A 20491-nucleotide genomic window follows, 5' to 3' on the forward strand; every position below is an offset into this window, starting at 1 on the left:
GGTTCAGCCTGTCGAGTATTCACTTTAAATCTCATCACAGCCGCTCTCTGTTATTACTAACATTAACTTTCAAATAAAGATTAAAAGACAATGACTTTACGAAATAGTTTGGGACGTAAATCCTAAAAACCCAAAAATAACTGACATTTTCATAAACAGGCTAGAGCGGATATTACAATAAACCCCTAGTGATTTTTCTTCCTTGCTTTACAGTTAATACTTAGCATATTAAGTTACATATTTACGTATTAATAAGAGTAGCCATAAAGATGTACATCCCCCCTAAATTCTGTCGCTCAAGTCTCATAATTTCAACCCTTACCACTTATAGATAAAAAAATAATCTGAAATCAACTACCAAAAAATTAATTTAGCATTAATCTGAAGTTATCAGCCGATAACTATTTCCTATTATCTTTTTTTTAAAATAATTGCTAATCTTATTTATGTCTTCGTAGCAATAGAAATTCAGCTTAACCCGCAAGGGATAGGTTTTATGGCATAGGTTCCCTGTAGGTAAAGGTAAATCCGATATAACCTTAAGTTAGGAGAGTAATATGAATCAAGACGATTTCTCCTCAAACATGAGTTCCAGCAATACTCTTACATGAACGAAACCGTGTAATAACAACCTGCACGGGTGACCCGATGCAGAGAATAATCATCTGAAAAAGGAGGGCCCTTAAAAGGCCAATACAATCTGGCCGGGACAGGGTTATCACAAAGAATGAAAATTTTTAATATGGCAACCGGGGAGCTATCCCCATCAGAGTATTATCAACCTAATCCTGCTGCACCCTCTTGGAACCCAACGTGGGCAATCAAAGCTCTCGGGCAACCGGTGATAAATGGGAAAGACAACAGGGGTAAGCCAATTCGTTACCCAGAATCACGTACCAGTACCTTATTGAATGTCTTTCCGACAGTAATAGATCGTAATTTTCCAAAGCCGAGAGTAGACGATATGACGCTGGAACAAGGCAGGTTCTGGATAAATGCACAAAACAGCATCTTCAAGGTCCCACGTGTGGTCACAGGCACGTATATCTGTAAGATGGTTGCCAAACGTAAAGATAAATCTCCAGGGAAAGCCACAGTGACCCTCTATACGGATGCTAACGTTGTAAATTATATACTCTACAGGTTCAAGGGAGACAAAAACGTTATGGAATCTAGCGTGAACGACCTGATTTACACAGCAAACTGCCGAGGGACCGGATTTTCATGGGAGCGTAAACCCGAAGAGAAATTTGAATTGGAAAGTAAGTGGGAAAACGCGGCACTGACAATTAAAATGCAAGACACTTGCGATTGGATTTATGATGTTGCTTTCTGGACGCCACCAAGCAACAATCCAAATGGTCAGTTTAAAGACCCAGCCATCCTGAGACCTAATAGCTAACCTGGAGAAGCCAGATCCCTGTAATAACCCAGATAACCTATCTGGAATGAGAAGGCCGGTAGCAGCAATAAATAAAAATCTTTAACAGAACAACCGGGGAGTAATCCCCGGTTGGCTTCCCACTTCTCAGGCCGCCACCGTCTTTATGACGGATTTACGCTGGCCTCCGTGGGCAGAAACGACGAGTCCCGCCGCTGCGGCTTTGTATTCCAGTTTCATGAGGAAGCTATTCCAGCTCGCATCCCCGATAGCGCGGGCAAGCTGGTGATCCTTCATTATGTTGGCCGATTTCAGCGTCTCATTAATTTGAAATATTAGCTTACCTGCCCGCTGTTATTACCAAATTAAGTTACTCGTTCACGTAATAATAGTCATAAAGATGTATATCCCCGCTAAATCCCTCTGCCTAAATCTCATTATTACCACTCTTGTGATCTATCCGTGGAAAATAATCTAAAAACCACTACCAACAATCAGGTGTAGCATTAACCTAAGGTTATCAGCCGATAACTTTTTTCTATTAGATTTTTACTTAAATAATGTCTAATATTATTCATGTCAGTAAAAATTCAGTTTAACCCGCAAGGGATAAGTCTTATGGCATAGGTTCCCCTGTGGGTAAAAGGTAAATCCAATATATACCCTATGGATTTCAAGATGCATCGCTATTCTACACGCTACCATCTGAGTTTTTGGGATACAAATAGCCAAGGTTACATTGGCCGAGATGGTTTTCCATTCCGGCTTCAACTCAATAAACAATAGTCATATTGAATTATCTCATGTGTATCAGCCAGCAATAGCTGATAAATCTAGCGGCGATAGTAATAACAGAAAATGGTAGGCAAATATACCTAAAGGCTCGGAAAGCAACATAAAGTAATGCGGACAGTCAGTGCAAAGTGGTATTTGACTTGGGTTTCCTCCGATCAAGAGGAAGTGAATAAGAGCCGGAGTCCAGAGACTAATTGAACAAAACCTGTCATTAAGACAGATAACGTGTAGTAACGACCTGCACGGGTACCCGATGCAGAAAATAATAACCGGAAAAAGGGGAATCTCTGAAAGGTCGATGTCATTTGACCGGGACGGGATTACAGCAATAAATGAAAATTTCTCACGTAACAACTGGGGAACTATCCCCATCTGAATATCCCATGAATGCGGGTAACACATTCATCAACAGAATGAAACAGGATATTGGTCGGATAACGGCACATTACCGCCAGTGGCCGGTATGGATGATGTGCGTGTCTGTAGGGGCGCTCTTTTCCACCTCGGTATTCGCCGCTGCTACACCCAATTGGAACCCAAGTTGGGCAATCAAAGCTCTCGGGAAACCGGTGATAAATGGGCAAGACAACAACGGTAAGCCAATTCGTTACCCAGAAGTGGGTACCAGTACCTTATTGAATGTCTTTCCGATAGTAAAAAATCATAATTTTCCAAAACCGATAGGAAAAGAGATGATGCTAAAAGACGGCATGTTCTGGGTTAGAGCACAATACAGAATCTTCAAGGTGCCACATGTGGTTACAGGTAAGTATACCTGTAAGATGGTTGCCAAACGTAAAGATAGATCTCCAGGGGAAGCCACAGTGACCCTCTATACGGATGCTATCGTTGTCAATCCAGACATCTACTGGTTCAAGGGAGACAAAAACGTTATGGAATCTAACGTGAACGACCTGACTTACACAGTAAACTGCCTAGGGACCGGATTTTCATGGGAGCGTAAACCCGAAGAGAAATTTGAATTGGAAAGTAAGTGGGAAAACGGGGTACCGTCAATTGAAATGCAAGACACCTGCAATTGGATTCATAATGTTGCTTTCTGGACACCACCAGACAACAATCCGAATAATAGGTTTAAAGACCCAGCCATCCAGAAACCTACTAGTACGGGAAATACGGGCAGTACGGGCAGTACGGGCAGTACGGGCAGTGCTAACCTAGCGAAGCCAGATCCCTGTGATAACCCAGATAATCTATCCGGGGTGAGAAGGGCAGATAGCCGCAATAAATAAAAATCGTTAATAGAACAACCGGGGAGTAATCCCCGGTTGAGCACTCGAAGTACATTGGAAATAGATAACCCGTTTCCATAACGGTCAGTTTTTACGTAAACCATTTAAATATTACCATTCGAACATTAATTCCTCCAGACCTGCCTCATTCACGCTTAACCCTATTATTTATTTACTCGTTCGCGTTACTCTTTCAATACTTTCATTCGTATGATATCTCAATGTATGTGATATTTTCTTTACCGGAACACATCCGCCAAATTATCAACCAATCACTTTTTTCTACTATCTTTCTATGCAAATAACAGGTAATGTTATTCAGTGACAATATAAATCCGGTTTAACTCACAAGAGTAAGTTTTACCTTATCGGTAGAAATACCGCCAGTAAAAACTGACGGCAGTAAGAGCTAAAATCCAATGAGGTAACGTGTAGTGACAGCTTGCACGGGTACCCGGATACAGAAAATAATAATCGGAAAAAGGAGAATCTCTGAAAGGTCGATATAATTTAACCGGGAGGGGATTACAGCAATAAATGAAAACTTCTAAAGAATATTATGTTCATACGTATACACAACCTAGTAAACCTCAAATCACGAGTAATCCTCAAATCATAGACTGGGTTCCTGAAAAAGCCATTTTAGCTCTCGGAAACCCGAAGATATATGGAAAAGAGAATAACGATAAATTGGTTCGTTATCCAGAAAGTGGGACGAGTACCTTAGTCTTTCCTAAAGGTGATCCACATTTCGATTTTCCAGGGACACGTTTACCTGATACCGCAGTGTTAAAAGATATGATGTTCTGGATTAAAACGAAAAACCGAATCTTCATTGTTCCACATGTTGTTACAGGAAAGTACACTTGTGAGATAATAGCCTCCCGCAAAGATGGCCTGCCAGGAGAGGCCACCATAACACTTTATACGGATGCAATCGTTGAAAATAATGAGCCCCAATGGTTCAAAGGGGACAGTAACGTAATGGAGTCTAAGCTACTCGATCTGTGTTACGAAGTATCTTGCGAAGGAACAGGTTTTTCATGGCAGCGAAAACCTGAAGAGCAAGTTCAATTCGAAAATAACTGGGAAAATGGGGTGCCGTTAATTATAATGCAAGACAGCCAAGATATGCAAAATGTGATCTATAGCCTTGTGCTCTGGTCTGCACCCGTTGATTTAAATCCCAATTTTAAAGATCCTGCTATCCTTTTACCCAATGAATAAAATAATAACCAGCAGAAACTAAGAGCCTATCTCAATAGGCGTAATTGTTGCAGACAGTTTGAACACGGACAGCGCGGAAAAACCGGAGCGTACACGTAGTACGTGAGGATTTTGAGCACTGCCCAGGTTCAAAATGGCAAATAAAATAGCTCTATTGGGATAGGCAGTAAGAGTAAAGGTCATTTATCTGGGATGAAGCGATAGCAACACAATGAAAATCTTTAACCAGACAACCGGGGAACAATCCCCGGTTGAATATCCAATGAATACGGATAATATACTGAGTTATCATTCACCTTGTTTTTTATCAACCTGAAATATCACAATATTCAATTCCAGTTATTATACTGATTTTCCAATAAAAATTAAAAAAGCGATAACTTCTCACGTCAAATAAGAAGTAAATAACCAATTACTGTAACTGTTAACATTTACACTAACCATTTAATATCATTACGTCGGGTTTAACTCTTCTGAGTCACATCATTCACGTTCAATCATATTATCCGCTTACCTTTTCATGTTATTCTTTCAATACTTTCATTCGTATAACACCTCAATTTATGTGATATTTTCTTTACTGGAATACATCCACAAAATTATAAACTGATCGTGTTTTTCTATTATCTTTTTATTCAAATAACAGGTAATGTTACCCAGTGGCAATATAAATCTAGCTTAACTCGCGATAAACCAATTTTATCTTATAGGTAAAAGCAAACCCAATATTAACCTTATTTAGGAGAGCCAATATGAACCCAAATGACCATCTCTCATCAAACATGGCTACTGGTGATCGTTTTACCCAGCAAAACCTAAAATCAGGCAGAGAAAGTAACTCTGGTGGCAATACCTCCATCGTCTCTATTGAATTGACAAGCGATACGTTACCGCAAAATAACATTTCTATTGAATTGAAAACCGCCATGTTATTGCAAAATGGCAGAGTGATCATGTGGGGAAAAACCTGGCATGGGCAAGAGAAAGTCCCGCTATCAATTGCCAAACTGCAAGGTATCGTCAGCCTAAGCGCAACACACTCTGCATTTGCAGCCTTGCAAGCAGATGGCCGCGTGTCTATCTGGGGTCCATTAATCAATGGCCTACTCCCCTTAGAATCAGTGGATAAGATGAAGAATATTGTCAGCGTGAGTTCAATTCCAATAAGAGATGTTTTCACGGGCCTACGGGCGGACGGCAGCATAGCCTCTTGGGGAGCAGTGGATTTTTTAAACACGGCTCTGCCAAGAATGTGTGGATTATCGCTACACAATATCATCAGCCTAAGCACAACAGAGCAATCTTTTGCCGCCTTACGGGCAGATGGCAGCGTCGTCTCCTGGGGATTGGATTTTTTGCCAACCCCACCCGAAATTGCCGCATTAAAGGATATTGTCAGCCTACACTCAACAAATAATACTTTCGTGGCCCTACGAGCGAACGGCAGCGTTGTCTCTTGGGGTGTGGAAATTATCCCGCCAGAAATCGCCAAATTACAAGATATCGTTAGCATAACTACCAATTATGATTATGCCGCCGCCCTACGGGCAGACCACAGCGTCGTTTCCTGGGGGGGAATAGTGGTTCCACCCGAAATTGCTGCATTAAAGGATATTGTCAGTTTAAGTGCCACACCGTATGCCTTTGCCGCCTTGCGAGCCGACCGCAGCATCGTTGCCTGGGAAGATGATATGGGCAGTGGCCTAATCCCACCCCCCGAAATTGCCGCATTAAAAGATATCGTCAGCCTACACTCAACAACAGGTTCATTATCGCGATTTACAGGCTCATTTGCAGTCCTACGGGAAAACCGCAGTGTGGTTGCCTGGGGAAACATCGACACCGGTGGAACATTACCACTTAAGATTGCTCAACTGAACGATATCGTCAGCCTGAGTGCAACATGTAGTGCTTTCGCAGCTCTGCGGGCAGATGGCAGCGTCGTTGCCTGGGGACAACCAAGTCGCGGTGGTTATGTGCCACCGGAAATTGCTAAGTTGAAGGATATCGTTAGCCTGAGCGCATCAAACTCTGCATTTGCAGCCTTGCGAGCAGATGGCCGCAGGGCAGGTTGGGGAGGAGGAGATGCCGAAGCACATGGTGAATACGATTAATCAGTAAATGTGTTTTTTAGCAGGAGAGACGCTGGCCTGAAAATTGAGTTAATCCTCATAATCTCTTCACCTGTTATGAACGGGTTAACACACTGCGTTGACCGCCAGCAAATCAAATACCGCAATACAGGTGCTTACATCCTTTAAGCAGAAACCCAGTTTGACGGGGAAGAAATAGGTTTTGCGGCACAGAATTCCTACAAATAAATCCGATACAGCCTTATCAGGAGAGCAATATGAATCAACATAACGAGTTCTCATTCAGCACAGAGACCAAAGACACTTTTATCAAACAACGATCTGGAAGCAAAGCTATCAGCTATGATAGCAATGGCGTCATAGACTCTAATAACTCTGGAACCGCCATATTATTACAGAATGGTCATATCGTTGCCTGGGGGGATACGGACCACGGTGGCGAACTCCCACCTGAGATTGCTGAACTGAACGATATTGTCAGTTTAAGTGCCACACAATACGCCTTTGCCGCCTTGCGAGCCGACCGTAGCGTCGTTACTTGGGGGGATGCGGGCTACGGTGGCAAAATCCCACCTGAGATTGCTCAACTGAACGATATTGTCAGTTTAAGTTCAACATATGCTGCTTTCGCCGCCTTGCGAGCCGACCGTAGCATCGTTACTTGGGGGGATGCGGACTACGGTGGCGAACTCCCACCTGATATTACTCAACTGAACGATATTGTCAGTTTAAGTTCAGCATATGATAGTTTCGTCGCCTTGCGAGCCGACCGCAGCATTATTAGTTGGACCAGTAGTCATAGTTATGTCCCATCAAGAACTGCTCAGCTGAATGATATTGTCAGTTTAAGTATAAATGATAATGCTTTTGCTGCCCTACGGGCAAACCGCAGCGTTGTTGCCTGGGGAGAGGGTTATAGCCATTATGTCCCATCAGATATTGCTCAGCTGAATGATATTGTCAGTTTAAGTGCAAATGATGATGCTTTCGCTGCCCTACGGGCAAACCGCAGCGTTGTTGCCTGGGGAAGGAGTGATAGGAATGATGTCCCATCAAAAATTGCTCGGCTGAATGATATTGTCAGCCTAAGTTCGACAAATTCTGCTTTCTCGGCCTTACGGGCAAACCGTAGTGTCGTTGCTTGGGGAAATATAGATAATGGTGGCATACTCCCACTCGATATTGCTCAATTGAACGATATCGTCGGCCTGAGTGCAACAAATTCTGCTTTCGCGGCCCTGCGGGCGGACCGTAGTGTCGTTGCCTGGGGGAAGCCAAGTACCGGTGGGTTTGTTCCACCCGAAATCGCTAAATTGCAGGATATTGTCAGCGTAGACTCATCGGGGAGCGCCTTTACGGCTTTGCGAACAAATGGCAAACGAGTTGGCTGGGGAGGCGGGGATATTAAAGCACATGGTGAATACGATTAATTGCCGATTAAGCCATACTCTTTCATTGTAACCCGGTGACTGCTCCCCGCCGTAAAAAAACAGCGAGGCTTCCCACTTCTCAGGTCGCAACCGTCTTTATGACGGATTTACGCTGGCCTCCGAGGGCAGAAACGACAAGTCCCGCCGCCTGTAATGCTGTTATGCCCTTGCGCTGGATGTTGATCGCCGCATTGATATCGCGGTTATGTTCGACTCGACAGCAAGGGCATTGCCAGATCCGCCCGCTCATGGACTGCCGCCAGACGTAATCGGGCCTTGCCGCGGTTAGCACTGCCCTTTTAAGACAGTAAAAACGCTCAAAATTACGCGCTTTTTCATCTCAATGCGTCGGATATTATAGTGCTTCTTAACAATTAAAACTCCTTGAGAAATTAGCCATCGGCGGAACTCACTGTATTTCATCCATGCCTCCTTTTCGACCAAGCGACGATGACACATAAAACAGTAAATACACCATTTTTGTTTCATTCAACAACAGTTGTGATAATACATAGAGCAAAATTTTAACTAAAGAAGTCAACCCTTGGCGATACAAAATATCCATTGGCAATTTTTCCCCTAAGAAAATTTCGGCGGAAATGCATCGGCAACGCGACATGTGTGAATGGGTACGTGTATACTGTTATAAGAATTTTATTCTGCCTTATTTAATTATTATCCAATCAACCAAGATACCACCATGATCCAAGGCACGTTATATATTGTCTCCGCGCCAAGCGGAGCGGGTAAATCAAGCCTGATTCAGGCTTTGTTAAAGACTCAACCTCTGTATGATACTCAGGTTTCTGTTTCCCATACCACACGTGCAATGCGTCCCGGTGAGAATCAGGGTGAACACTATTTTTTTATCACCGAAGAAGCCTTTCGCCAGATGATCGATAATAATGAATTTCTGGAACACGCCCGTGTTTTTGATAATTATTACGGTACATCCCGGAAAGTGATTGAAGACACCCTTGCCAGTGGGGTTGATGTTTTTCTTGATATCGATTGGCAAGGAGCGCAGCAGATCCGCAAAAAAATGCCCTCTGCCCGCAGCATTTTTATCCTGCCGCCGTCAAAAGAAGAGCTCTGTCGCCGTCTGCGCGGTCGAGGGCAGGATAGTGAAGATATTATTGAAAAACGCATGGATCAAGCCGTTGCAGAAATGGTTCACTATAACGAGTATGATTATTTAATCGTTAATGATGATTTCAATACTGCATTGGCCGATCTGCACACCATCATCCGTTCAGAACGCCTGCATCGGGAGCGCCAGGCACAACGGCATGATGCTTTAATCAGCAAATTATTGGCAGACTGAACCAAGTTTCAGTATGATGCCCAGTCATTTCTTTACCTGTGGAGTCGCACACATATGGCACGCGTAACTGTTCAAGACGCTGTAGAAAAAATTGGTAACCGTTTTGACCTGGTGTTGGTCGCCGCTCGTCGAGCACGTCAACTGCAAACAGGTGGTAAAGATCCTCTGGTTGCTGAAGAGAACGATAAAGTCACGGTTATCGCTCTGCGTGAAGTGGAAGAGGGCCTGATCAACGGTAAAATTCTGGACGTACGTGAACGCCAGGAACAACAAGAGCAGGAAGCCGCAGAAATGCAGGCGGTTTCCGCTATCGCGGAAAGTCGTCGTTAATCTACGGTAGGTCTGCCTTGTATCTGTTCGAAAGCCTGAATCAGCTTGCCCAAAAATACCTGCCCGGGGCTCAGATTGAGCTCCTCAAGCAGGCTTACTCTGTTGCGCGGGATGCCCATGAAGGGCAAACCCGTACCAGCGGTGAGCCCTACATTACTCATCCTGTCGCAGTTGCCTGCATTTTAGCCGAGATGCGTCTCGACCATGAAACGCTGATGGCCGCCTTGTTGCATGATGTTATTGAAGACACGCCCGCCACCTTTCAGGATATCGCCCAACCTTTCGGCCCGGTGGTTGCCGGGTTAGTCGAAGGGGTCTCCAAACTTGATAAGCTGAATTTCCGCGATAAAAAAGAGGCACAAGCGGAAAATTTCCGCAAAATGGTCATGGCAATGGTGCAGGATATCCGCGTCATTTTGATCAAACTGGCGGACCGTACCCACAATATGCGCACGCTCGGCGCGTTACGCCCAGATAAGCGCCGCCGTATCGCCCGGGAAACGTTAGAGATCTACAGCCCCTTAGCCCATCGTTTGGGTATCCATCATCTGAAAACAGAGTTAGAAGAGCTGGGGTTTGAGGCCCTTCACCCTAACCGCTACCGGGTTATCAAAGAAGTGGTAAAAGCGGCCCGGGGTAACCGTAAGGAGATGATCCAGAAAATTCTGTCTGAAATCGCAGGCAGGCTGACTGAAGCCGGCATTGAATGCAAAGTCAGCGGCAGAGAAAAACATCTCTATTCTATTTACCAGAAAATGCACCTCAAAGAGCAACGTTTTCATTCAATTATGGATATCTATGCTTTTCGGGTCATCGTTAATAATGTTGATATCTGCTATCGGGTTTTGGGGCAGATGCACAGCCTGTATAAACCCCGCCCGGGCAGAGTCAAAGATTACATTGCCATCCCTAAGGCCAATGGCTATCAATCCCTGCACACTTCCCTGATTGGCCCTCATGGGGTGCCAGTCGAGGTCCAGATCCGCACCGAAGATATGGATCAAATGGCCGAAATGGGCGTCGCGGCACACTGGGCTTATAAAGAACAAGGTGAATCCGGTACCGCCGCGCAAGTCCGTGCGCAGCGCTGGATGCAAAGTCTGCTGGAATTACAGCAAAGTGCCGGTAGCTCTTTTGAATTTATCGAAAGCGTTAAATCTGATCTGTTTCCTGATGAGATTTACGTTTTTACCCCAAAAGGGCGCATTGTGGAATTACCCGCCGGTGCCACCCCGGTTGATTTTGCTTACGCCGTACATACCGATATTGGTCACGCCTGCGTTGGCTCACGGGTTGATCGCCAGCCATATCCATTATCTCAGTCTCTTACCAGCGGCCAAACCGTTGAAATTATTACCGCGCCGGGTGCCCGGCCAAATGCCGCCTGGCTGAACTTTGTCGTCAGTTCAAAAGCCCGCGCTAAAATTCGTCAATTGTTGAAAAACCTCAAGCGGGAAGACTCCATTGGGCTGGGGCGTCGCCTGTTAAATCACGCGTTGGGTAGTGGGAAGAAACTGGTTGATATTCCGCCGGAAAGTATCAATAAAGAATTGACGAGAATGAAACTCTCGACAATAGACGATCTGCTGGCTGAAATCGGGCTTGGCAATACCATGAGTATCGTCGTCGCCCGTAATTTGCTAGGCGCGCCGCCAGAAAATACCACAAATACCTATCACAACAATGGCGCCCGTAAATTACCCATCAAAGGCGCTGACGGTGTGCTGATTACGTTTGCCAAATGTTGCCGGCCCATCCCCGGTGACCCTATCATCGCCCATATCAGTCCCGGCAAAGGGTTGGTTATCCACCATGAGTCTTGCCGTAATATCCGTGGTTATCAGAAAGAACCCGAAAAATTTATGGCCGTCGAGTGGGATCACGAGATCAATAACGATTTCACCGCCGAAATAAAAGTGGACATGTTTAACCATCAAGGGGCGCTGGCAAATCTGACCGCCGCCATTAATGCAGCCAATTCCAATATTCAGAGTATGAATACCGAAGAGAAAGACGGCCGGGTTTACTGTGCTTTTATCCGGCTCACGACTAAAGACCGTATTCAGTTAGCGAATATTATGCGCAAAATTCGGATCATGCCGGATGTGATGCGAGTCAGTCGTAACAGAAACTAAACCGGATAGCCCGTGCAAATCAGCAGGTGAACAATCAACAGCGCTATCCACCGCCGATCCACAAGACACCGGCGGCGGATACGGGGCTGACAGCACGTCATCCCGGTTATCAAAGAACAGACCAATCAATACTGAATCAACCTCATCCAATATGCGGTCTAACCAACCCTCCTCACCCACACCAAACATCAATACCAATCCGATAGCGATAAATAACAGCGGCAAAATCCATGTTCGGCACCAATACGCTAACAGCATACGGGGATACCGCGAGTAGCGAATTTTGTTGCCCAATAAAAACCCACAAACAGTCAGCAATACGATACTGATGACCAGTACCATCCGACTTATCAGCATCCCATAAGGCATCACACACAGAACCGATAAAACCTCATCTCCCATCATGGTCCCGCCAGACAGCCTCATGTGTGATACGACTCAGAAGATAAACGGACCACTAGCCCGCTGCAAAAACCAAGTGCGCATATGATTAGCTTGTGATGATGTCCGGGAGCGCGTCGACTTCACCGTTTTCGTTACCGACGCCTGACCCTTCTGAGGCATGGGTTCAACGACGGCCGTAACAATCAGCATCTGCCGGCGACTTCCTTGCTTCTCACGAAAGAAGACTTTTTCACAGGCGATCACATCACGTCGCTCATTGTAGATATAATTCATCACATCTGTTGCCCGGCGTTCTGTCACTCGGAACACCTGGCTGATTTCACTTTTGGTAAATCCACTCCCCTTCAATAATCCCCAATACGCGACTGCCATGTACAACGGTGTATCCTTCAAATGAGACAAACAGGCTGGCAGCCGAAAATCCCCATGATTACTTTGTTTGCCGGTAATAGTCTGACCTCCAGGCAAATCGGTCTGGCTGCCGCTTATCTGAAGCAGCATTGAATCATTAACATTGATTGTCATTTTACTCTCCACTGGTGACTAACGGGTCAATTTGTTACCACATGAGAAATGAAATAGTGTGATTTATTGAGATGAAGTACCTATGGCGGCTAAGCCACCATGCCATATTTAAATACCTTGCCAACACAGCGTTATTTCATGACTAGAGTTGCCTCCATAGACGTTTTGAACTCACCAGAAAGCTTGGGGTCTATCGCCTTCGTTTGCCAAAGCTGCACAGAAAACCTGTTGAAAGAATGATGAGAATAATACTCGCCTATTTCGTTGCCGTGCTCATCACGTTTAATTTTTTTCACGGCTGACTTATCATCTACATTAAAAACCAGCACACTTTTAGGGTCAGTCGCTGAACCAAATGTTACTGGCTGACCAATCTGGTTGCCGCCTACAAGCTTAGTCTGTATGCCTAGAACTCGCGGCAACACTTTTATCTCCAACGCGTTACCGAAGTCCTTACCCCCAGTCTTAGAGGTGTCCATCACTATACTTTTACCATCAACACCGAGATGCTCGGTAGAAAAATTCACAATGGCTACGCCTGTATCGTCCTTATTGGGTGTATCGCATAAAACACTTATCAATAGATCAGCTGTCTCTACCGTTGCCCGGTGTAACTCTTTTGGGAATATCGCGTCCGACGGCTCCCGGCGAATCTCTCCTAAATCAAAATCCTCACTAGACTGACTTTCAAAAATACACTCCGGAGGGGATATCACTGTTACAGGGTCTTTGATAGTCGGAAGAATTGGTCTGGACCACCACATAAAATCCCCTCCATCAATTAAAATACCCACAGGTGCATGAACATTCTGGGTTTCGAATTCAACTTTTTCATCGGCCTTTCGCTCCCATGAAAAATTTACCCCTTGACAAGACACATCAAAAGAAAGGTCACTTAGTTCTGCCTTTGCTACACTCTCATCATCCTGATTACCAGTAGTTCTCGCCACGAGCGCTACTGGTGATTTAGAATACTTTGTCCCTGTACCATCGATATCCACCGCCATGTTTTCCTTGGGAATGGCTACTCCTGGACGACCATTTGTAAATTTGGCTTCAATTGAGCATTCGTAACGGCCTGAAACCACTCTCGGGACTTTAAAAATTTCCCCGTGCCCTGCTTTGAGCCGGAACTCGACCTGATCCAACGTTTTACTACTACCCCACTGCATAGACAGTGTTGGAAACACATCTTTTAAGGTCGCTTTACCCGTTGCTGGATAAGTGATTATTCCGTCACTCCACTTTACCTTTCGAGCAGGCCCCAGAGCGTCAATGGCGCGATCAGCATTCCAATTTATTGTCGGCGCGGCGAACAGTGTGGGAGAAGAAAAGATACCCACGGATAGGCATATCATCCCCACCCATATCGGCATCGACCACCAGCGACAATGAACCATCATCCAACTCATATCCTGTTTTATCTTGTTAATAAATGTCTTATTCGTCTTCATCGGCTGCCCAACCGGGAGTAACTTCCCAGTTGTCCTGTTAGAAATTTTCATTCGTTGATACACCCCATCCCGACCAAATCACATCCGCCTTTCAGAGGGTCCTCTTCCTAATAATTGTGGTTTTCCCCATTAGGTTGTCAGTGCAGAACCACAACACATTGCCTCATCTTAACGACAGGTTTCGTTCAATTGCCTCATTGGATTCCAGCGTTTATCTGCCTTCGCCTTTACCGGAGGGGGCCCCAGGTTAAATGTCACCTCGCACTGCTTGTCCGGTGTACTGCCCCACTTCACTTTCAGTACCCCGCTGGGTGGCATACCACTCAGATACACTTGTCCACCCTCCCCGACTATCGCGGCCAGATTTGTGTCTGTATCCCCTTTAAGCCCCGCCATTGCCCCAAACGGCACGGGCTTACCGTTATAGGTCAAATTCATCAGCAACTGCTGCCCAATACGCACGGGGTAATCCACCATCACAACCGCGCCACTCGTCGGGAATACGTTCTTGCTACCCTGTGCCATGTCAGCCCCTTCCGGCAGCGATGACGGATCTAAACTGATACTATTACGGCTGTACGTCTGGGCATAAGGCACAACCGCATATCCCCAGCGATTAGTAGTCACCGAACTGGAATTCATCACACGAATACCTGCAACCCCCGATGTCCGCACTAATACAGCAGCATCACCAATACGCGATGCCAAAGTAACGCCATGCTGATGTGCAATCAGCCCTCCACTAAACCCGTAGTTCACACCGCGTCCCCCCCATGAATCGTAGTTGTATCCCAAGTTGGCTTGCCCAAAGGAACCAAGATATCCCATTGACACTGACCCGCTGCGCCCTCTCCCTTTATTCGCCTGACTCTGCGATACGTTCCAAGACAGACTATTATCATCCAGCACCGATCCGCCTATGCCCAACTGGTTATTACTGCGTCCCGTACTATCACGGGAAAAACTATAGTTAGCATACGCATTATTCAGCGCCGCATAGGAGCCAAACAGACTCAGAGGAACGTTTACGTTCAACGAAATTTGCCGATTTTCAGGCCAGTCGCCGTTACCGCGCATGCGATCAATGCTGTAATTAAGCCCCCAGCCCACACGGTAGAAAGAACCATTCAATCCCATCGATAGGGTGGTGTTAGTTTTAGAGCTTCCCCAGTAGTTATCCCGCTGACCACTGAGCCACAGAGAATAGTTACCGGGCAATGACTGGCTCAGTCGCATCTGCCAACTACTGCGTCGCCGCTCAGACATCCAAGAAGGGAGTTCTCCCCAAACACTGTAGCCTTGAGTGTTCGCATCCGAAAAACTCAGGTAATTACGTGTGGAATAGCGGTACGCGGTTAAATCCACCGTCGTGCCAGTGGTCAGCATGCTTTTCGAATATTTAGCGCGGTAAGATTCCCCACGCAGGATGTCAGGCGTATTTTGTAACCGAGTCCGGGAAGTCGTGATATCCGCAGATAACGCCCCCATCATGCCCAGAGAGAGCCCGGTTCCCAGCGCCGCGGATTGGTACGATTGCGCCACCAGGCCACCACCGTATAACGTGACGTTACCAGGCAGACCGTAAATCATCGAGGCCATACCAAACACCGGCTTACGTATGCCGCTGCCATATCCACTACTGTAATAACGCCCGGCGGCCACTTCGTACTTGAATTGCCCCTGCCGCAACATCATAGGCAGACTGGAATAAGCCTGAGTGAACCCATGGTGAGTACCATCGGCCTCAGTTATCGTTACCTGCAAGTCGCCTCCGACACTGCTGCCCACTAAGTCTGTGATACGAAATGGACCGGGTGCCACGTTGGTTTGATAAATCACACTGCCATTCTGCGTCACCGTAATCTGAGCATTGGATTTAGCTATCCCACTGATAATCGGCGCAAAACCACTCAGCCTGCCGGGCATCATCGGGTCACTAGTGGCAAGCCCAATACCACGATAAGGAAAACCATCAAATACCTGACCTGCCACACTACCGGTCGAGGTATCCCCTATCGTCAAATCACTGCGTAACGCCACCACGTCCCGCTGCAAATAGGTTTGCTGAAAGTTCCAACGTTGCTGGGATTCGGTCGTTTTTTTCACTGCGTCATCGAATGAGTCATACCGGTTATCAGTTTGACTGCTATAAGAATAAGTAGCCGTATTCCGAAGACGCCAGGCCCCCAGATTCAATCTAGAATTGAAGCTACCGAACAGACTCTGATTAGTCTGTTTATTACCAAATTGTGAGCGTTGATTCTGGCTGCCATTGATGCTGTAGTTCAGTAAAAAAGCCGGAATGCCCTCCTGCCATAACGTCGGATCAACCAAGCCATTCGTTGAAGGCTTCATCGCTATTTGGGGTACGCTCACATTCAGCCGCATCTGGGAAAAGTTCAAGCGGGCCGCCGCTTGGGGAATCAATTTACCCAACGGACTCTCTATCGGCTTATCCACCGGCAATGCTTTCAACGCTGGTATGCCGCTGATATTAACACCAGCCGCTTCCAACAAATCTGGGGTAAGTACCGGCGTCAGCTCGGCATTACCCTCGCTATGACGCTGGAACGTAATATCACGCGTATCAAAAAAAGTACCATTCACGTAGATATCAACACGGTAAGTTCCCGGTGCCTGACCTCCTACGGTCTCAAACTGTGATAAGTCTACCGGTTGACCGGAATTCGAACCAAAGCCCAATAAAGCCGGATCAAAATAATCACGCGCTGTTGCCTGAGCGCTCCATCCCGTCAGAAATACCAGCATCACCCGACAAAAAACGAGAGAACCCCCCATTTGGTGCTTTGATAGGGTAAGAGAGGTAGAAATACCTTGATTTACACAACGACAACAAGTAAACGGCCGTTTTGAACGACAGCTTATTGCCGGAATCAACACTTTCATTCTTAATTACCATCTCTTATTTAACATATAGAGGTTCATTGCTCATATCTATTCTGTCGATATCTTGCAACATCGCTATTGACCACTGCCGGATACGGCAATAGATCTACTCTCTTCATCAGTGTCTAACCCAAACTCATCAATAGCACGCCACGATACAGTGACATGACTACCAAGAGACACTTTACCTGCCGGCAGCGACCAGCTCTGCTGACCAAAGGGTGGCACCATCCTAAACAAATCCTTGCCCGGTACGGCAAACGAACTGACCTGCAAAGTCTGCAACGTTATCCAAAACGGTGACGGATTAGCCAGCATCACAACATCCTCTTTTACTGACGCGCTTAACTGTTTCACCGCACCGGCAACCCCCTCTTTTGGTATCCCTTCAGGACGGTAGAACAATTTCACCGCCAGAGCTGTCACCATTTTCATCTTGCCAGAGCCATCTCTAGATACTGGTAATTGTTTCTCAGAAGGCAACATATGCAGATTCAGAAAGAACAGAGATTCTCGATCTTTCGGCAAAACCCCACCAATACGAAGGATTTTCAACACCAGCCGTTCATCTGCCCCCACCTTTGCAATCGGCGGAATAACGATAAATGGTGCCTTAGCCCCCAGCGGTAAACCGGTCTCTGGGTTTAGTTCTTGTACGATTGACTGAATGAGATAATTGTTGTCGCTGTTATTAATGAGTGTCGAAGAGACTCCGTTGCTGGATGATTCAGGATAAATCACACGAGTGTCATTGAGATGCAACCCCTTCAGACTCTCTGCTGCCCTGAGTGGCAATACCGGTAATATTATTGCCAGAATACATGACACAGTTATAACGATCTGTTTTATTGAAATATTACGCTCCACCATGTCATGCTCTTCCAATTTCAAAATATAAAAACATACTTAGTCGGCCCGTAACGTACCGCTCTGTAGTCTACTCACTCCACCGGCATCGGTGATCATCGACCATGTCACTTTACTTCCCGCCGTACCTGCCAAGGAAAAAGTCATCTGGCCGAAAGGGGCCAACATTGACGGGGCTTTGTTAAGATCTACTGCCTTGCCATCAAATTTCAATTGGGCAAAAGTCTGGTAATACGGTGTTGGGTTAGTCACTACGACAGTATTGCCTGCTCGTATAAATGTCAGTCGGCCATAGGCCTGCTCCGGTGTCATCGGCAGCTTATCTGGCCGGTAGATAAGTTTAATATTCATCCCCAGCGCAATAGACAGAGATGCACCAATCTCTCCTGGTTTTCCATTGCCATTGGCCTTGCTCTCATCTAGTGTTTTCTTCGCCGGAATCGCATTAATACGAAAACGAAACAGAGACTCTCGATCAGCTGGGAAATCACCGCCGGTACGTATAACTCGCATCACGTTCAAGCTATTACCCTCCATGCGAAACAACGGAGGCAACACGGTAAACTCCGATGAACGGGTATTTGAGTTATCTCCCGGAGTCACAGCAGCTTGTATTAGATACACCTCATCGCCTGAATTCTGCAATGACATGCTTTGCACCTTGTCGCCCTGATGATAAATAATACGTGTCTTCCTCAACATAAGACCCGCATGTGCTGGTGACGATGCCATAACCGCCCATATCGCCAGCATTCCCATGACTATCATCTTTTTCATATATCCCACTTCATCTCAGAGAATCAGATAAAATCCCTTGAATACACCCGGCTTAACACCATCTACTGATACACGAACTCAAAATGTATCTTCACAGCCGCAACTCCTCCGCATAATACATTGGTATCGTTACTCTCTGTTTTACACGTTGCTGGATTCTTTTCATCGCCCACACCTCCCACATACGCCCTGAACCTCCTCATTGTTCCCTCCAATTTCCCACCATTTCCTTTTACACTGTCTGAGAGGTCTACCCTATACGGGTCAGTCTCATTCCTTACCTGTACAAACTTGTTAGTTTTTTCGTCTAATATCCTAACTCCTACTCCTTTGGCAGTAGAAGAACCATCCATGAAAAGCTCCGGATCTGTTATGGCAGGCACATCACTCCATATGTAGAAAGCGGGTTTTGATTCGCCTAGATCACAGTCACTAAACATAAAGTTCAGTTCTAAGGGATCTCTTGCGATATATTTGCTATTTCTAAGTTCACTGGCATAGACCGGATCGATATAATAATTATAAAAATCGGCAAAGCTGGACCCATTCACACTCAACACACAGGTCGGAGGCAATAACATGCCTCTGAAATTGATTGTACGATTCGTATCTGGATCCTTCGCCTGCACTGGAAAAGTCGTCACACAACCGATGGTCCATCCAATCAGCATCATGAAGAGCAACACATATTTTGCCCTGCTGTGATATGCCATTAATTCACTGTTTATAAGATTGCTATTTTTCGTTTTCATCTAACTCTTTCCACCTCTCCCAATTTTTATCATCCGTGATAAATCACACCTCACGGATAAGAATATGTAAATGTGACGTGCGCAATCAGCGTGCCGGGTTGAATAATCTTACTATCTCTTCCACGTGCAATTGCTACCATTACATACATCTCAACACTGCCCTCATCAAATTCAACCTGGAACGGGAGCTCCATTTCCTGATGATTGATTGACAAGTGATCATTCAGCCCTATTTTCTTCTTCTCATTTTCTTCGATTAAAATAATAAACCCCAGCCCCTCAGAGGTACCAGAATCACCGGAACTAGGATCACTAAATATTGAACCATATTCACCGTCGATGGTATTTCCAGATACAGTGATCCTAGGTGTAAGGCCGAGACTCTCCGGATCGCCACAATTCTTTAATTTCAGCTTAAATGACTTGGGGGCTGATACATCCCCTTCATGACTAAACTCCTCCGCCGCCAGCAGGGAACCAAAATTCAGCTCCGAACCCTTCATATCACCACCACCGATCTCTATGTCACAAGGATCAGGAAAAACACTTACATTCACCTGTACGTCTATCCCACTCGTGATCGTCGGTGGGTACTTGGGCCCGGTCTTGGAGTCATCAGCCATGACGCTGCTTGCCAAGAACAGCAGAACCATTACAGAACCCCAGCAGAAGCAGCGCATCACAACCTGCAATACCGGGTTTCTACCCTTGGGCAGGAAGGTCGACGGGTCATTCAGCCTGCTTTTTTTTTGTTCTGTCGCTGTCCCAAACATCGTGCTCACCTCAAATTAACCCTATCACTCTTCTGTTAACGCGATATCACGCTGCAATGCCGA

Annotated in this window: 16 protein-coding genes and 2 pseudogenes; 8 read left to right on the plus strand and 10 right to left on the minus strand. The window is 45.9% G+C overall.

Going from position 1 to position 20491, the window contains the following annotated elements; all coding sequences use genetic code 11:
* The first annotated feature begins 727 nt into the window (after positions 1 to 727).
* On the plus strand, positions 728 to 1402 hold the full coding sequence (locus tag AAC155_RS04265) for a hypothetical protein (protein ID WP_113041166.1): 675 nt from the start codon (positions 728 to 730) through the stop codon (positions 1400 to 1402).
* 126 nt (positions 1403 to 1528) lie between these two features.
* Here AAC155_RS04265 and AAC155_RS24380 read toward each other — a convergent pair.
* Positions 1529 to 1708, minus strand: a pseudogene (locus AAC155_RS24380) (hypothetical protein); the annotation flags it as partial.
* An 800-nt stretch (positions 1709 to 2508) separates the two neighbouring features.
* Here AAC155_RS24380 and AAC155_RS04270 point away from each other — a divergent pair.
* The 4 genes from AAC155_RS04270 (at position 2509) to AAC155_RS04285 (ending at position 8179) form a co-directional block, all read left to right on the plus strand.
* The gene (locus AAC155_RS04270; protein ID WP_229015586.1) at positions 2509 to 3429 is read left to right on the plus strand and encodes a hypothetical protein; all 921 of its coding nucleotides are present in this window, start codon (positions 2509 to 2511) and stop codon (positions 3427 to 3429) included.
* A 537-nt stretch (positions 3430 to 3966) separates the two neighbouring features.
* Complete coding sequence (locus AAC155_RS04275; RefSeq protein WP_113041167.1) at positions 3967 to 4656, plus strand: hypothetical protein; 690 nt, start codon at positions 3967 to 3969, stop codon at positions 4654 to 4656.
* A gap of 752 nt (positions 4657 to 5408) precedes the next feature.
* Positions 5409 to 6770 carry an RCC1 domain-containing protein gene (locus AAC155_RS04280; protein ID WP_113041168.1) on the plus strand — a complete coding sequence of 454 codons (1362 nt, stop codon included), beginning with the start codon at positions 5409 to 5411 and terminating at the stop codon, positions 6768 to 6770.
* Between the two features lie 236 nt (positions 6771 to 7006).
* Positions 7007 to 8179, plus strand: a complete 1173-nt coding sequence (locus tag AAC155_RS04285) for an RCC1 domain-containing protein (RefSeq protein WP_113041169.1) — start codon at positions 7007 to 7009, stop codon at positions 8177 to 8179.
* A gap of 79 nt (positions 8180 to 8258) precedes the next feature.
* Here the strand turns inward: AAC155_RS04285 and AAC155_RS04290 are convergent.
* Positions 8259 to 8420 (minus strand): annotated as a pseudogene (locus tag AAC155_RS04290) (zinc ribbon domain-containing protein); the annotation flags it as partial.
* Between the two features lie 459 nt (positions 8421 to 8879).
* On the opposite strand from AAC155_RS04290, the gene gmk reads away from it, so the two are divergent.
* Genes gmk through spoT form a run of 3 tightly spaced genes read left to right on the plus strand, consistent with a single transcriptional unit; the run spans position 8880 to position 11968 of the window.
* Entirely contained in the window at positions 8880 to 9503 is a 624-nt protein-coding gene (gene gmk / locus AAC155_RS04295) for a guanylate kinase (RefSeq protein WP_113041170.1), read from the plus strand.
* A 54-nt stretch (positions 9504 to 9557) separates the two neighbouring features.
* Positions 9558 to 9833 carry a DNA-directed RNA polymerase subunit omega gene (rpoZ, locus tag AAC155_RS04300; RefSeq protein WP_011144672.1) on the plus strand — a complete coding sequence of 92 codons (276 nt, stop codon included), beginning with the start codon at positions 9558 to 9560 and terminating at the stop codon, positions 9831 to 9833.
* A gap of 17 nt (positions 9834 to 9850) precedes the next feature.
* Positions 9851 to 11968 (plus strand): bifunctional GTP diphosphokinase/guanosine-3',5'-bis pyrophosphate 3'-pyrophosphohydrolase, encoded by a 2118-nt coding sequence (gene spoT, locus AAC155_RS04305; protein ID WP_113041171.1) that lies wholly within the window; start codon positions 9851 to 9853, stop codon positions 11966 to 11968.
* On the opposite strand, the gene AAC155_RS04310 is transcribed toward spoT, so the two are convergent.
* The 8 genes from AAC155_RS04310 to AAC155_RS04345 form a co-directional block, all read right to left on the minus strand.
* Complete coding sequence (locus AAC155_RS04310) at positions 11900 to 12373, minus strand: hypothetical protein (protein WP_146748052.1); 474 nt, start codon at positions 12371 to 12373, stop codon at positions 11900 to 11902. The genes spoT and AAC155_RS04310 overlap by 69 nt on opposite strands.
* Positions 12374 to 12406: 33 nt before the next feature.
* On the minus strand, positions 12407 to 12898 hold the full coding sequence (locus AAC155_RS04315) for a CaiF/GrlA family transcriptional regulator (protein WP_046974762.1): 492 nt from the start codon (positions 12896 to 12898) through the stop codon (positions 12407 to 12409).
* A 131-nt stretch (positions 12899 to 13029) separates the two neighbouring features.
* Entirely contained in the window at positions 13030 to 14403 is a 1374-nt protein-coding gene (locus tag AAC155_RS04320; protein WP_113041173.1) for a hypothetical protein, read from the minus strand.
* A gap of 117 nt (positions 14404 to 14520) precedes the next feature.
* A complete protein-coding gene (locus AAC155_RS04325) occupies positions 14521 to 17259 on the minus strand; it encodes a fimbria/pilus outer membrane usher protein (protein ID WP_229015585.1) in 2739 nt (912 codons plus the stop codon).
* A 75-nt stretch (positions 17260 to 17334) separates the two neighbouring features.
* Positions 17335 to 18129 (minus strand): fimbrial biogenesis chaperone, encoded by a 795-nt coding sequence (locus AAC155_RS04330; RefSeq protein WP_113041175.1) that lies wholly within the window; start codon positions 18127 to 18129, stop codon positions 17335 to 17337.
* Between the two features lie 36 nt (positions 18130 to 18165).
* On the minus strand, positions 18166 to 18903 hold the full coding sequence (locus AAC155_RS04335; protein ID WP_228985051.1) for a fimbrial biogenesis chaperone: 738 nt from the start codon (positions 18901 to 18903) through the stop codon (positions 18166 to 18168).
* 62 nt (positions 18904 to 18965) lie between these two features.
* Entirely contained in the window at positions 18966 to 19655 is a 690-nt protein-coding gene (locus tag AAC155_RS04340) for a fimbrial protein (RefSeq protein WP_113041176.1), read from the minus strand.
* A gap of 50 nt (positions 19656 to 19705) precedes the next feature.
* Complete coding sequence (locus tag AAC155_RS04345) at positions 19706 to 20428, minus strand: fimbrial protein (protein WP_113041177.1); 723 nt, start codon at positions 20426 to 20428, stop codon at positions 19706 to 19708.
* Positions 20429 to 20491 lie beyond the last annotated feature (63 nt).

This window comes from Photorhabdus sp. HUG-39 (assembly GCF_963878365.1).
Lineage (GTDB): Bacteria > Pseudomonadota > Gammaproteobacteria > Enterobacterales > Enterobacteriaceae > Photorhabdus > Photorhabdus kayaii.